General features: G+C 72.7%; 12 protein-coding genes and 1 pseudogene. 5 read left to right on the top strand and 8 right to left on the bottom strand.

Annotated elements, in window-relative coordinates:
- Nucleotides 1–20: 20 nt before the first annotated feature.
- Entirely contained in the window at nt 21–470 is a 450-nt protein-coding gene (locus tag CHF15_RS36415) for a MarR family winged helix-turn-helix transcriptional regulator (protein ID WP_089228206.1), read from the bottom strand.
- Nucleotides 471–623: 153 nt separating this feature from the next.
- Here CHF15_RS36415 and CHF15_RS36410 point away from each other — a divergent pair, with 153 nt between their 5' ends.
- Complete coding sequence (locus tag CHF15_RS36410; RefSeq protein ID WP_089228205.1) at nt 624–2,096, top strand: dihydrolipoyl dehydrogenase family protein; 1,473 nt, start codon at nt 624–626, stop codon at nt 2,094–2,096.
- An 87-nt stretch (nt 2,097–2,183) separates the two neighbouring features.
- Nucleotides 2,184–2,660 carry a MarR family winged helix-turn-helix transcriptional regulator gene (locus CHF15_RS36405; RefSeq protein ID WP_245939231.1) on the top strand — a complete coding sequence of 159 codons (477 nt, stop codon included), beginning with the start codon at nt 2,184–2,186 and terminating at the stop codon, nt 2,658–2,660.
- Between the two features lie 88 nt (nt 2,661–2,748).
- On the opposite strand, the gene CHF15_RS36400 is transcribed toward CHF15_RS36405, so the two are convergent.
- Complete coding sequence (locus CHF15_RS36400) at nt 2,749–3,441, bottom strand: hypothetical protein (RefSeq protein WP_089228203.1); 693 nt, start codon at nt 3,439–3,441, stop codon at nt 2,749–2,751.
- A 100-nt stretch (nt 3,442–3,541) separates the two neighbouring features.
- The gene (locus tag CHF15_RS36395) at nt 3,542–4,744 is read right to left on the bottom strand and encodes a PucR family transcriptional regulator (RefSeq protein ID WP_089228202.1); all 1,203 of its coding nucleotides are present in this window, start codon (nt 4,742–4,744) and stop codon (nt 3,542–3,544) included.
- A gap of 232 nt (nt 4,745–4,976) precedes the next feature.
- Here CHF15_RS36395 and CHF15_RS36390 point away from each other — a divergent pair, with 232 nt between their 5' ends.
- Nucleotides 4,977–6,662: an alpha-keto acid decarboxylase family protein gene (locus CHF15_RS36390; RefSeq protein WP_089228201.1), complete on the top strand. Its 1,686-nt coding sequence runs from the start codon at nt 4,977–4,979 to the stop codon at nt 6,660–6,662.
- 173 nt (nt 6,663–6,835) lie between these two features.
- Here CHF15_RS36390 and CHF15_RS36385 read toward each other — a convergent pair whose 3' ends face one another.
- The 5 genes and pseudogenes from CHF15_RS36385 to CHF15_RS36365 all read right to left on the bottom strand — a co-directional run bounded on the left by CHF15_RS36385 (nt 6,836) and on the right by CHF15_RS36365 (nt 11,404).
- On the bottom strand, nt 6,836–7,447 hold the full coding sequence (locus CHF15_RS36385) for a GOLPH3/VPS74 family protein (protein WP_089228200.1): 612 nt from the start codon (nt 7,445–7,447) through the stop codon (nt 6,836–6,838).
- A gap of 114 nt (nt 7,448–7,561) precedes the next feature.
- Entirely contained in the window at nt 7,562–8,020 is a 459-nt protein-coding gene (locus CHF15_RS36380; protein ID WP_089228199.1) for an RrF2 family transcriptional regulator, read from the bottom strand.
- 42 nt (nt 8,021–8,062) lie between these two features.
- Nucleotides 8,063–9,307 (bottom strand): acyl-CoA dehydrogenase family protein, encoded by a 1,245-nt coding sequence (locus tag CHF15_RS36375; RefSeq protein ID WP_089228198.1) that lies wholly within the window; start codon nt 9,305–9,307, stop codon nt 8,063–8,065.
- 106 nt (nt 9,308–9,413) lie between these two features.
- Nucleotides 9,414–10,300: pseudogene (locus CHF15_RS36370) on the bottom strand (PP2C family protein-serine/threonine phosphatase).
- A 357-nt stretch (nt 10,301–10,657) separates the two neighbouring features.
- On the bottom strand, nt 10,658–11,404 hold the full coding sequence (locus CHF15_RS36365; RefSeq protein WP_089228197.1) for a hypothetical protein: 747 nt from the start codon (nt 11,402–11,404) through the stop codon (nt 10,658–10,660).
- A 323-nt stretch (nt 11,405–11,727) separates the two neighbouring features.
- On the opposite strand from CHF15_RS36365, the gene CHF15_RS36360 reads away from it, so the two are divergent.
- Nucleotides 11,728–12,105 carry an SMI1/KNR4 family protein gene (locus CHF15_RS36360; RefSeq protein WP_245939230.1) on the top strand — a complete coding sequence of 126 codons (378 nt, stop codon included), beginning with the start codon at nt 11,728–11,730 and terminating at the stop codon, nt 12,103–12,105.
- A 469-nt stretch (nt 12,106–12,574) separates the two neighbouring features.
- The gene (locus tag CHF15_RS36355; RefSeq protein WP_089228195.1) at nt 12,575–13,543 is read left to right on the top strand and encodes an esterase-like activity of phytase family protein; all 969 of its coding nucleotides are present in this window, start codon (nt 12,575–12,577) and stop codon (nt 13,541–13,543) included.
- Nucleotides 13,544–13,691 lie beyond the last annotated feature (148 nt).

The following is a 13,691-nucleotide window of genomic DNA, read 5'->3' as shown; positions in this document are numbered from 1 at the left end:
GGTGCCCCGTCGGCGGCCGCTCACTCCGCCCAGGGTTCGAAACCGGTGTCCAGGACGGCCTCGAGGAACCCGCGCAGCCGGGCCGCGTCCTCGGTACCGAAGCGCTCCTCGAACCGGGTCTGCACGTCGTACCACAGGGGGAGCGCGGACTCCATCCGGGCCAGGCCCTCCGGTGTGATCGCGACGATCCGGGCGCGGCGGTCGGCTGCCGAGGTCTCGACGGTGACCAGGCCCTCCCGCGCGAGCGGCTTGAGGTTGGAGGCCATCGTCGTGCGGTCCATGGCGATCATGTCGGCGAGAGCGGTGATCGTCAGCTCCCCCCGGGCCCCGAGGTGCTGCAGGATGCTGAACTGCGTCGCGCGCAGGCCGACCGGGGCGAGCGCCTTGTCGTAGGTCGCGCCGAGGTACCTGGCCGCCTTGCGCAGCGCCAGGTTGTTGCACAGCGCGGCTTTGGACTCCGCAGCGCTCATGGTCGCCTCCCAAGCATCCTCCCCATGATACGAGCATCTGCTCCCACACGGGAACGCCGGCCCCCGCCGCGTGGGCCCCCGCCGCGTGGCCGCGAGCCCGTCGCGGCAGGCGGCACCCCGTGGCCGAACGAAGACAGAACGACAGGAGAAACGATGGACACGACGGACACCCAGCCGGCACGCCGCACCTACGACGTGGTGGTCATCGGCGGCGGCCCCGTCGGCGAGAACGTCGCCGACCGCGCCGCGGCGGCGGGGCTCAGCGCCGTGATAGTCGAACGCGACCTGCTCGGCGGCGAGTGCTCGTACTGGGCCTGCGAGCCGAGCAAGGCACTGCTGCGACCGGTGGTGGCACGGGCCGACGCGCTGCGCGTGCCCGGGCTGGACCGCGCGGTGGCCGGTCCGCTGGACGCCGCCGCGGTCCTCGCGCACCGCGACGCGATGGCCGCGTATTGGAAGGACGAGGACCAGGTCGCCTGGCTGGAGTCGGTGGGCGTCGACCTGGTCCGCGGCCACGGCCGGCTCGCCGGTCCCCGCACGGTCGCCGTGCGCACACCCGAGGGGGACGGTGTCGAGCTGACCGCCCGGCACGCGGTGGCGGTCTGCACCGGCACGGGAGCGGCGGTGCCGGACCTGCCCGGTCTCGACGCCGTCCGTCCGTGGACGAGCCGCGAGGCGACGACCGCCGACGCGGTGCCCGGGCGGCTGGTCGTGGTCGGCGGGGGAGTGGTGGCCGTCGAGATGGCCACCGCCTGGCAGGGCCTCGGCTCCCGGGTGACCATGCTGGTCCGCGGCGAGGGCGGGCTGCTGCGGGGGATGGAGCCGTTCGCCGGCGACCTGGTCGCCGACCACCTGCGCGAAGCCGGCGCAGAGCTCCGGTTCGGGGCCTCCGTGGCCTCGGTGACCCGTACGGACGGCGAGGTGCGCGTCACCCTCGCCGACGGTGCGGAACTGGTGGCGGACGAGATCCTCTTCGCCACCGGCCGCACCCCGCAGACCCTGGACGTGGGCCTGGAGACCGTCGGCCTCACCCCGGGGGACTGGCTGCACGTGGACGACGACTGCCGTGTGAGCGCGGTGGCGGGGGACTGGCTCTACGCCGTGGGCGACGTCAACAACCGCGCCCTGCTGACCCACCAGGGCAAGTACCAGGCCCGGATCGCCGGCGCCGCCATCGCCGCCCGCGCAAGGGGCGAGGCGATCGACGGCACCACGTGGGGTGCCCACACCGCGACCGCCGACACCGTCGCCGTCCCCCAGGTCGTCTTCACCCACCCCGAGATCGCCACTGTCGGCCTGACCGCACGTGAGGCCGAGCGCACCGGGCGGCGGGTCACGGTCGTCGACCACGACCTCTCCCGCCTCGCGGGCACCCACCAGTACGCCGTCGGCTACCGCGGCCGGGCCCGCATGATCGTCGACGAGGACCGCGGCACCGTCGTCGGGGCCACCTTCGCCGGCCCCGGCGTCGCAGAGCTGCTCCACTCCGCCACCGTCGCCGTCACCGGGGCGACACCGATCGACAGGCTCTGGCACGCCGTGCCCGCCTTCCCCACGATCAGCGAGGTCTGGCTTCGGCTGCTGGAGAGCTACCGCGACCGCCCGGTGCCGGTGAAAGCGGGATGAAACGCTTCATGATCTCAGATCCATGAAGATTCCGGTTCCCTTGTTAGGAAGCGTTCACATCCTTCGCGGCGCAAGTAAAGTAGAGGCATGTCAGACGTCATGCCGCGGCAGGAAGCGGCCCCCGAGGCGATGGTGCCGCTCACCCCGGACGAGGAGTCGGTCGTCCGGTCGCTGAGCCGTGTCATCTACGCCCTGCCCCGCGCCCTGGACACTGACCTGGTCCGCGAGCAGCGGCTCCCGCTCATCGAGTACCTGGCCCTGATGTACCTCTCCGAGGTGCCCGAGCGGCAGATGCGCATGAGCGACCTCGCGCGGGCCTGCGAACTGTCGGTGAGCGGGATGACGCGTGTCGTCCACCGGCTGGAGAACGAGGGGCTCGTCCAGCGCGTCAAGTGCACGCAGGACGCCCGCGGCTGGAACGCGGTCCTCACCGACGCCGGCCTCGCCCGGCTGCGGGAGGCGTGGCGGACGAACCTGTCGTCGGTACGCCGGCACTTCCTCGACCACCTCGAGGGCCTGGACCTCAAGGCGCTCGGCGCGGCGCTGAAGAACGTCGCCACCTGACCGCCCCGCACGGCCGGGGTGGCCGCGCCGCCCGTGACGCGGCAGCCACTTCGCCGTGGCAGAGGCGTGCCCCTGCCACGGCGTCCGGTCAGGCCTTCGCCGCGACCGGTTCCCCGGCTTCGGACGCTGCCGCGCCCGCACCGTCACCGGCGGTGCCGGCCGACGGCGTGACGGGGGTGTAGAAGACACTGCCCTGGCGGCGGGACCGTTCGGCGAGCCCCTTCGCGACCAGCGCCTCGAGGGCGTTGCGCACGACGGGGGCGGTCGGTGCGGAGCGGTCCGGGTGCCGCTTGGCCAGCGCGTCGACGAACTCACTGACCATGCGCGGTTCGTTGTCGTCGGCGAGGACGTCCGCGACGAGGCCGCGCAGGGTCGGCTTCTCCTTCTCTTCGGCCGGCGCCGCCTTCTTGCCGGCCTTCCGGGACTTGGCCCCCGCGGCGGGCTTCCGCGCGCGCGGGCGTGGCACGGCCCGGGCCTTGCCCTCCTGAGGCGCGCGGGCCGCGACGGCGGCCGGCGCCTCCACGACAGGCGCTGCCACGACCGGCACCTCCTCCGCCGGTTCCTCCTCCGCCGGTTCCTCGCGAGCGGTGGCGTCCGGTCCACCGGTCGCCACGGTGCCCTCCAGCCTGGTCAGCCAGGCCCGCTCGTCCTCGAGCCGGGTCAGACGGGCCTGGAGCTCCGCCACCTGCTCCCGGACCGCTTCCTGTTCCTTGGCGTTGCTCTCCAGGTCCTCTGCGAGACGCGTCGCATACCGGTCCTGAATGGTTGTGTTGTGGGACACGACAGCCGCTTTCTCGTGTATCGGATGTTGCTGCCGGATGGTACCGATTCTTTGCCCCCATCGTCCGGAACCGCCCCGTTCTCAGCGAGTTGGCACTTTCTCAACCCCGGTCGTGCGGGCCGAACGCCCCCGCCTGCGCAAGTCCCAGTCCCAGCAGGCTCGCGGACAGTCCGGGCCAGGTGTGCACATCCCAACCGGTCAGCTCCCGCCAGCGGTTGAGGCGGTACTTCACGGTGTTGGGGTGCAGGTGCAGCGCCCGGCCCGTCGCGCTGAGGGAGAAGCCGTTGTCGGCGAAACCGCGTACGGTCAGGGCCAGTTCGGGATGCGACGCGGCGGGCCCGACGGCAGGTTCCAGCAGTGGCGCCAGCCTGTCGGCCTGCGGGAACAGCGTCGCCGCCAGCCACGCGCCGTCGAAGGGGACGGCCGGCCCGCCGGTCCCGGCCAGCGCGAGCGCCGCCTGGGCGTCGAGGATGGTGGCGGCCGCGCCGGGCAGGCCCCGGCGCTCGAGACCGGTGCCGATCGGCAGCCGCGGGACCAGGTCGCGCATGGCGTCGATCACCGTGCCGGCGGGCATGCCCTGCACGACGGCCACCATGGAGGCGCCCCGGTTGGCGCACCGGGCGGTGCCCGTACGGCGGTTGAGGCGGCCGCGCAGCTCCGTGAGCTGCTCGTCGGTCCACGCCGGGGCGCACACCGCCCGGAAGGCCCCGGCCGGGGCGTAGCCGAGAGCGCGCGCCAGCTGTGCCATGTCCGGCTCTTCGGGCGAGCGGGCGTACAGGCCCTGGAAGAAGCGGTAGGTCAGGCCGAGTTGGACGGCGTCCTGGGCCCGCAGCGCGTCGTTGTACGCCTCCGCCGCGGCACCGGTGATCTGCTCCACCCAGGTCCACACGGTGCCGACGAGACGGACCAGCTGCCGCCCCGGACCGTCCTCGTCGTCCGCTCCGGCGCGGGAGAGCAGGATGTTCCAGATCTCCCGGTAGCCGACGTGGAAGGCGGCGATCAGGGACTGCAGCGGGAGCCCCTCGCGGGCCCGCTCACGCCCCAGCGCCCTGACGTGCCGGCACTCCTCGGGGGACGGGCCCCGGCGGGTGACCAGGCCGCTGAGCAGCCCCTCGCACTGCTGGAGGACGCCCGCCTCGTGCTCGGAGCGCGGTACGAGGTGGTAGTCCGGGATCTCCTCGCGGATGCGGTCGGTGATGCCCGCGGTCAGCTGGGGCAGCTCCGCACGGACCGCCGTGCACAACGCCGCCAGGTCCCGCCAGTCCTCCTGCGGGGACGGGGCGGGCGGGGAGGCAGCCGTCATGGCCGTTCACCGCCTTCTCCGCTTTCTCGCGGCTCGTTTTTCCACGCGTTTCCGCAACGATCGGCTGTTTCCCACCATAAGTCCGGTACGCGTTCTGCCGCACTGGGTGTGACCTGCGGATTTGCGGATTCCACAGGGTGGCGGCGACGGAATTCTCGCTTTCGGTGGGCCCGGCGGACGTCCCGCGGAGAAACGCTGGAAGGGGATTCCCGGCACTGCGGAGGCGATACGGATGACAGACGACCCCCCGGCCACCGTGGCCGACCACCTGCTGGACCGGCTCGCCGACCTCGGCGTCTCCCACGTCTTCGGCGTCCCCGGCGACTACAACCTCGCGTTCCTCGACCGCGTCCTCGCCCACCCCCGCATGACCTGGGTGGGCACCGCCAACGAACTGGGGGCCGCGTACGCGGCCGACGGGTACGCCAGGATCGCCGGCTTCGGGGCGCTGCTGACGACGTACGGGGTGGGCGAACTCAGCGCGATCAACGCGGTGGCCGGCAGCTACGCCGAGTACGTCCCGCTGCTCCACGTCGCGGTCGGTCCCGCGCGGGCCGCCGAACGCAGCGGAGCCGTACTGCACCACACCTTCGGCGACGCCGACTTCGAGCGGTTCGCCCGCGCCCACGCGGAGGTCGTCTGCGCGCACGCCACCCTGCGTCCCGGCACCGCGGCGGACACCATCGACCGGGTCCTCGGCACCGCCGCCCGCGACAGCCGCCCCGCCTACCTGCGGCTCCCCTCGGACGTCGGGTCGGCCCCCGTCACCGCCCCGGCCGCCCCGGCCGCCCCGGCGCGCCCGTCGCGCTCCTCGGCCGCGGGCGACGGCACCGGCCTGGCCGCGTTCACCCGGGCCGCGCGGGCACGGCTGGAGCGGGCCGGAACGGTCACCGTCCTGGCGGACTTCCTCGTCGACCGCTTCGGGGCACGCGCCGAACTCACCCGCCTGCTGGCCGCCGGGCCCCTGCCGCACGCCACGCCCGTCTCCGGCAAGGACCTCCTGGACGAGGGGAACCCGCTCCACCTCGGCGTGTACTCGGGAGCCTTCAGCGACCCCGTGGTCCGCGCGCTCGTGGACGACGCGGACCTGCTGATCAGGGCCGGAGTCGTCCTCGCCGACACCACCAGCGGCGGACTCACCCACGGCTTCGACACCGCGGCCGGCATCGGACTCGGCCCCCACAGCGCCAGTGTCGACGGCCTGGTCTTCCCCGACGTGCCGTTGCGCGCGGGGCTGGCCGTGCTCGCCGAACTCGTCGCGGACCGGGAGACGCCGCCCACGCCCCACCGGACCTTCCCCACCGCCGGGGCGCCCGCGGAGGACGGCCCGCTCACGCAGGACCGCCTGTGGAACGCCGTGGCCGCCGCTGTGCGGCCCGGTGACGTCGTCGCGGCCGACCAGGGCACCGCGTACTACGGCATGGCCACGCGGCGGCTGCCGGCCGGCACGCGCTTCCTCGGGCAGCCCCTGTGGGGTTCGATCGGCTACACCCTGCCCGCGCTGCTGGGCGCCCAGCTGGCCGACCGCTCACGCCGCGGCGTGCTGCTCATCGGCGACGGCTCGGCCCAGATGACGGTGCAGGAACTGGGCACCTTCGGGCGGCACGGCCTCGCACCCGTGATCGTCCTCGTCAACAACCGGGGCTACACCGTCGAGCGGGTCATCCACGGCGCCCGCGCCGCCTACAACGACATCGCCGCCTGGGACTGGCCCGCCGTCCCCGCCGCCCTCGGTGTCCGTGACCCGCTGGTCGCCACCGTCCGCACCGGGCGGGAACTCGACGCGGCGCTCGACCGGGCCGCGCGGACCTCCGGCCGCCTGGCCTTCATCGAGGCGGTCACCGGCCTCGACGACGTGCCACCGCTGCTCGGCAGCATCGCGCACTCCCTTAACGACCGGAACACCGCCCCCGCCTGACCGCCGGGCGGGCCGCGGCAAGGGCAGGACGACCCCGCACCCGAGGACTCCGGGGCGCCCCCGGCGGCGGATCGTCACCGGGCACAGCTCTTCGAGCAGGACGTGCACCACGGGACGGTCGCCCGCGCCGCGGCCCCGGCCCGCCCACCCGAGCCCGCCGGCGCCGGGCTCGCTCAGGCCCGCCAGATGTTGTCGAAGGCCGCCTGCTCGACGTCCTTGCGCTGCCGCACCGACTGCAGCTCCTCGACGGCGTCGTGGACCGCCGCAAGCACGGTCGCCACGGCGTCGTCCGTGACCTCACCGGCCGACGGCGCGCCCTCGCCCCGCTCCCCGGAGATCCCGGCGGCGGCGGCCAGGGCCGACAGGACCGGCTCCCCGGACGTCCAGCGGGCGAGCGCCGCCCCGCGCTCGGGGGAGTCCAGCAGCACCGGCTCACCGGTGACCCAGGGCCGCCAGCGGGGGCTGTTCACGGCGGTCAGACCGGTCGCCCGCAGCCCGGCGCGGTAGACCGAGGAGAGGTTGCGGCCCCTGCGCCACAGCCAGTCCTCGACCGACTCGTACGGCGCCTGGTCGGCGAGCGCGGACGCCGCCTGGTCCAGCAGATGGTCACCGGTCACCGGCCCGGCCACCGGGACCAGGCGGTCACCGTCCAGGGTGACGGCCCGCGCACCCAGCAGGTCGATCACCTCGGCCCCGGCGAGCGCGAGCGAGAGATCGCCCGGCTCGACGGGCGGGCTCGAGGCCACGTCCATGCTGACGATCATCAGGTCCTGCGGCGTGCTCATGGCGGCTCCCGTCGAAGAGATCGACAACGATACGTCGCCCGCCGCCGCGGCCCGCCGTTCCCGGCCCACGGCGAGCCGTCCCGCACGGCGCGCACACGTCCGTCCCGTGCGTGGTCAGGGGTTCGTCCAGGCGCTCGGGGGCTCCGTCAGCGCCAGGACACCGCGCGGCAGTTCGGCCCCCGCGACGTCGGCGAGGGACACACCTTCCAGGATCTCGCGCACGTTGGACCGCAGCGCGATCCACAGCGGCAGCAGCGACTCCGCGGGACCGGTGTACGCCAGGTCCGGGGGGCGGACCCCGCGGACCGAGACGAGCGGTCCGTCGACGGCCCGGATGACGTCGGCGATGCTGATCGACGCGGCGGGCCCGGCCAGGCGGTAGCCGCCGTTGCCGCCCCGCCGGCTGACGACGAGACCGGCACGGCGCAGCTCGTTGAGGATGCCCTCGAGGAACTTGTGCGGGATGTCCTGGGCGGCGGCTATGGCCTCGGCCTTCACCGGCGCCGCCTCCGCGGACGCGGCGAGCTGCAGCGCGGCGCGTACCGCGTAGTCCGCCCTGGCTGAGATCCGCATGGGCGCATTATCCCGTCGGGTGCCGGTGGCGTGGGCCGCGGGTCACACCGGCAACGTGAACGGCGGGTGCGTGCCGTTGAGGTAGTAGTCCCCGACGTCGCGGAGGCGGGGGGCGACGGGCTCGTACAGGGTGTGGGCGCGCGCGTTGCGCCAGAAGCGGTCCAGGCCCAGACGCGCGGACGCGGAGCGGGGGCCGATGACGTCCAGGGCGCGCGTCGTGCTCTCCCGTACGGCCGTGGACGCCGCGACCTCGGCCACGGCCGCGAGCGCCGAGATCTCCGCGCACTCCTCGTAGCCGAGGTCGTCACCGCGCGCGAGGCCGCCCTGCAACGCCTCCAGCGCCTGACCGGCGAGCGCGGAGGCGGAGCGGGTGAGGACGGTCAGCTCGCCGTACGCGGCCAGCACATGGGGGTCCTGGGGCGATCCGGCCGGCCACTCCGGCTGCCACGGCCGCCGGCCCGCCCTGCTGTACTCGCGGGCCTCGGCGAGCACGCCCTCGGCCAGGCCGAGCCGCAGCTGCACCGACATCAGACGCCCGAGCGGCGAGGCCAGCGAGGCCATGGGGGACAGGACGTCCTCTTCGGCGGACAGCGAACCGAGCACGTCGTCGGCGGTGACGGCCACGGAGGCGAACTCCACGCCGCCTCCAGCCGCGAGGCGCTGGCCGAACGGGTCGTCCTGCGCGTCGACCGCGACCCCGTGCCGGGCGGGATCGACGGCGACGGCGAGCGGTTCGCCGGTGCCGGCCCGCACGGCGCGTACGGCGATGCGGTCGGCGACGAGAACGCCCGTGACGTAGCTCTGCCGCCCCTCCAGCCGCTGGCCGCCCGCGGTCCTGGCCAGGATCAGCGGCGGATCCTGCCGCGCGAATCCGCCGCCCCAGCACCACTGCTCCGCCGCGGAGCGCCGTTCCAGCTCCGCGGCGGCGGAGGGACCGGTGAGGAGGCGTGCGCTCCACGACACGAAGTAGTGGGTGCCGAGCAGCTGGGCGACGGCGGCGTCGGCCGCCGCGATCTCCCGGACGACGGCGTACGCCGTTGCCCAGTCCGCGCCCCCTCCGCCGGACCCGGCGGGTACCAGCAGCGACAGCAGCCCCGACTCGCGCAGCCGGGACACCTCGTCGAACGGGGGCTTGGCCGCCTGGTCCCTGGCGACCGCGTCCGTGGCCAGGTCGTCCGCCGTCTCACGGGCCACGCGCAGCCAGTGCGTCCGGCCCGGCCCGGTCGGTTCCCGCTCCGGTTCCGCCTGCGGCGCGGAGTCGGACGGCGCGGCGGTCTCAACGTCCATGGGCGTCTGGGGCACGTCTCTCATCCTGCGCAGCCTGACGGAGCGCCGTCAACGTTTTCCCATCAAGTCACTAGGAAATACCCGGCGGTGGGTGGAGCGCGGGGCCTCACGGTGCCTTCGTGGCGGCTTTTGCGGCGGTCGTTACGGAGGTCTTCGCGGCGGTCTTCCGGATGGCGACGCAGGCGATGTCGTCGTTGAGGCTGCCGTCGCCGTGCCGGAGGAGGGCCTGGTGGAGCAGTTCCAGGAACCCGGCCGGTGACGTGGTGGCGGCCTGCCGGGTCCAGTCGGCGAGCGGGAAGAAGGCGCCGTCCGGGTCGCGGGTCTCGCTGACGCCGTCGGTGTAGAGCAGCAGCAGGTCGCCGACGGCGAGGGGGACGCGGTCCACGTGGTAGCCGGAGCCCAGAAGTGCCGCCAGGTTGACCGGCGGTGAGGGGACGGCGGGCTCGATGGCCCGGGTGCGGCCGTCGTGCACCAGCAGGGCCGGAGATGCCCGCAACTGAGCACGCGGGCATGGTCGGCGCCCGGCGGGATCTCCACGATGACGGCGGTGGCGAAGCGTTCGCAGTCGTCCTCCGCGGGCACCGCGGCGGTGTACCGGGCGATGGTGGTCTCCAGGCGCTCCGCGAGGTGCGCCAGGTCCGGGGCGTCGTAGGCCGCCTCGTGGAAGGAGCCGAGGAGCGCGGCCGAGACGCCGACGGCGGGCAGGCCCTTGCCGCGGACGTCCCCGAGGATGAGGCGCAGACCGTGGGGCGTGTCGGCCGCGGCGTAGAAGTCGCCGCCGATGCGGGCCTGGGGCGCCGCGGCGAGATAGAAGATGGCGATCTCCAGATTCCCGACGCGCCGCGGCACAGGCCTGAGAAGGACCTCCTGCGTCGCGTCTGCGACGGCGCGGACCTGGGCGAGGGTGTGTTCGCGCTGCAGGCGCAGATGGCTGGCGTAGGCCGCGGCCAGAGTGACGGCGCCGATCGCGCCCGCGGTGTACAGGGCGGACATGTCGGAGAAGGCGAGGGCGTAGCCGATCACGGGGAGCAGGCAGATCATCCCGAGGGTGAGTGTCGCCCGCACGGACCAGACCGACGCGGCGAGCGCGGGCGCCGCCGGCAGCAGCCGGGTGAAGGGGACGTCCTGGGGGGTGAGGACCGCCAGGACCCCGATGACCGCGGTCAGCACGGCAGGGGACAGCAGAACGGGGTCCCGACGCCGCAGGTTCGACCACATCGCCCGATATCCGGCCAGAGCGCTCATGGCTGGATCGTAGGCGATCCTTGATCGTTTCCCGCGGGTGCGACATCTGATGCCGCGTTCCGCCGTGGGTTGCCCTCCGCGGGCCGCGGCAGTCGCGCGTAGCGGTCAGAAGGGCGGTTCGAGATCGCCGCGGCCGTCGTTGTGCGGTCCCTGGTCCCAGGGCTCCTCCCGGAAGGGTTCGGGGCTGGGGACGTCGTGACCCCATGCTTCGAGGACCCTCCGGGCGAAGCGACGGTTGGGGTCGTGGCCGCTGGTGTCCAGGACGCGGCGCGCGTGCACGGCGAGGTGATCACGGTGCTCGGCGAGTGCGGGGTGCTCGGCGAGGACGAGCGCGGCGATGACGGCTGCTTCGCGCACGTCCTCGTGGCTGTCCTGCAGGAAGGGCGCGACCGCCCGGTAGAGCACCGGCCGCAGGTCCCGGAAGGCCGCCATGGTGGTGCCGGGGGTGAGGAAGCCGGGGAACCACTGCTCGATGCGGCCGGCGATCTCGTCTGAGGCGTCGTAGGACGTGGAAGCCAGCCAGTTCAACAGCGCCGCGCGGATGGGGACGTTGCGATAGGGCCGCGGGGTCGTAGCCGCCGGGTGGGTGAGGATGCCGGCGACATACATGGCCACGGGGGCGGTGGCCTCGTAGATGGTGCTCTGGTGGTTGACCATCTCACCCAGCTCCGACAAAGCGGTGACCTGGACCTTGGGATCGGGCTCCAACAGCCGCGCCAGAATGGTGGGAAGGTCCTCACCGTTCCCGAAAGCGGTCTCGAGCGAAGCCCAATCAGTCTCTGCCAGGACTACCTGGTACGGCGGCAGGTCAGGCTCGCGGGACGCCCCGGCGCCGGAACGGCTGTCGTGCACGGCCCCAAACCTAGACCAGACCTCCGACACGATTCCCCTGCGGGCGGCTCATCCGGACGGCGGTCCCGCCGGGGGAGGCTGCCGCACGTGTGCATGCCACCAGTTTGGAAGGGGTGAAGGCCCGGACTACGTCGTACCTGAGCCCTGCCGGGTACGTCAGTCGGCCGCATCGGGCCGATGGCGGTCAACTGCTGGTGGGGGCCGCCGTATTTCGCCTCTAGAGGGTGCCTGCGCTCGGGGTCGCTGGTCCTGCCGATTAGGCTGCGCTCGTGTGGAAAGCTGCTGCTGCAGGGGCTCTGCCCAACGTCAGATTTCGACCGCCCGTGGACGGGACCGCTCTCGCTGAGGCGGAGCAGCGGCTCGGCAGAGGCCTGCCGGCGCAGCTGGCAGCTCTGCTGCTGGAGACCGACGGGGTAGTCGGCGCCTACGGGAAGGACGTCGTCTGGTCCCTGGACCGGATCGTGAAACAGAACCTGCTGTTCTGGTCCCCCGATGCTTTCCCGGGCCTGTACATGCCCTTTGACCCCCTGCTGTTCTTCGGCGACAACGGCGGAGGTGACCAGTTCGCCTTTGTGCTGACGCCTGACCGTCCGGACATCTTCGTCTGGGATCACGAGGACGACAGCAGGCTGTGGGCAGCCCGGGAACTGGAGGACTATCTGCACCGTTCTCTCACGAGCGGCGGCGACTGGTATCGGTAACCCTCGCAGCATGACCGGTCCGAACGCGTGGATCAGCCCGTAATCGGACTCGGTCATGACGCCCCCACTGATCGAGTTCGTAGCGGAGACATCGCCGGAGCAGATTGACGAACTGCTGACCTCGGTTGGGGCACCCGGTGGTTCGTTCCAGTCCTCAGTGAGCGGGCGGCCAGTTGGGTGTGGCGGGAGCGTCCGGTCGACGCTCGCTTACTGGCTCCTTCGTCGCGGTCAAGCGCCCGACAGAGAGGGCCATCATGACTGCGGCGCCAGTCGCGAGCACGCGAAAGCATGCGGGTTGGCATCGTCACCGGCCTGTCGGCCTGTCGTTGACGCGGTCCGGTGAACGAGGCCATCCAGTAGGGTTCCGACGCCATGATCACTCCAGCCGTGGCGGGATCGCTCCATGGCCGGCCGAGCCGTCCGGAAGGTGCGTCAGGGCTCCGGGAGGAAAGTTGCGAAGGGGTTTACGATGACCAAATTCTCTGCGGGTTCGGAGCCGAACGCCTGCTCCGCCTGGGCGGTTGTCGACTGGTTCTCCGATGCCCTCGACAAGACCTTTTTCGAGGAGAAGTTCGTCGGCAACATGTCGGCCCTGGCGGTCAGCCCGGAGGGACGCATAGCCGCCCTCGCGGACCGCTCCTTGCTCTTCCACCTGGACGCCGCCACCCACGAGCCCGTCGAAGTCGTGGCGCTGTACGACGAGAACGGGAAGGAGACGGACTTCGAGGCCTTGGTCTTCGATGAGGACGGCACGCTCCTGATCGCCTCCGAGGAACCGGCCGTTCGTCGCTACACCCCGGAGGGAAAGTTCATCGACAGGCTGCCGGTGCCGGACAGCCTCCTCATCGCGCCCGCAGGCCGGGCCGTGGTCAACGAGACCTTCGAGGGCCTCGCCATGCAGCCCGGCGGTCTCACCCTGGTGGCGTCGATGGAGGGCGCGCTGAGGGGTGACGAGAGCAGCTACGTGCGTTTCCAGGCGTGGGAACGCGAGACGACCGGCGACGAGTTCCGGATCGGCGTGCAGTGGGGCTACGAGCGCGACGGGGGCCTGTTGCTGTCGGACATCTGCGCGTCCGGTGACGGCAGGCTCCTCGTTCTGGAGCGAGGTTTCGACAAGAGCGTCGGCAATATCATCCGGGTCTATCTCGCCGACCCGCGCGAAGCGGACGACGTCACCCACGTCGAGAACCTGTCCGGCCAGGACGATGTTGCCCTGATGGACAAGACCCTGCTGGTCGACATGGTCAACTGCCCGCCACTCGGAGCCACGAACAAGCAGTCGCAGGCCAACCCCCTGCTCGGCAACATCGAGGGAATGACGATCACCGGGACCACCCCGGACGGTCGTCTGAAGGTCCTCATGGTCACTGACGACAACCAGAGCGACATGCAGACCACCCGGCTGTACGGGATGACCATACGGTTGCCTGAGCTCTGAGCTCTGAGCTCTGAGCTCTGAGCCCTTGCATCCTCGTGTGGCCAACGCCGGTCGGGTACGGCGAGGGTTGGCCTGCTGCCACAGGGACGCTCGCACGGCTGGGCCCGCCGGCCGCGAGGGGCCGACGGGCTGCCGCTGGCGGTGCGGC

It is taken from the genome of Actinacidiphila glaucinigra (assembly GCF_900188405.1).
GTDB lineage: Bacteria > Actinomycetota > Actinomycetes > Streptomycetales > Streptomycetaceae > Actinacidiphila > Actinacidiphila glaucinigra.
The sequence above is the reverse complement of the archived record's forward strand: the minus strand, read 5'-3'. Positions and strand labels throughout refer to the sequence as shown.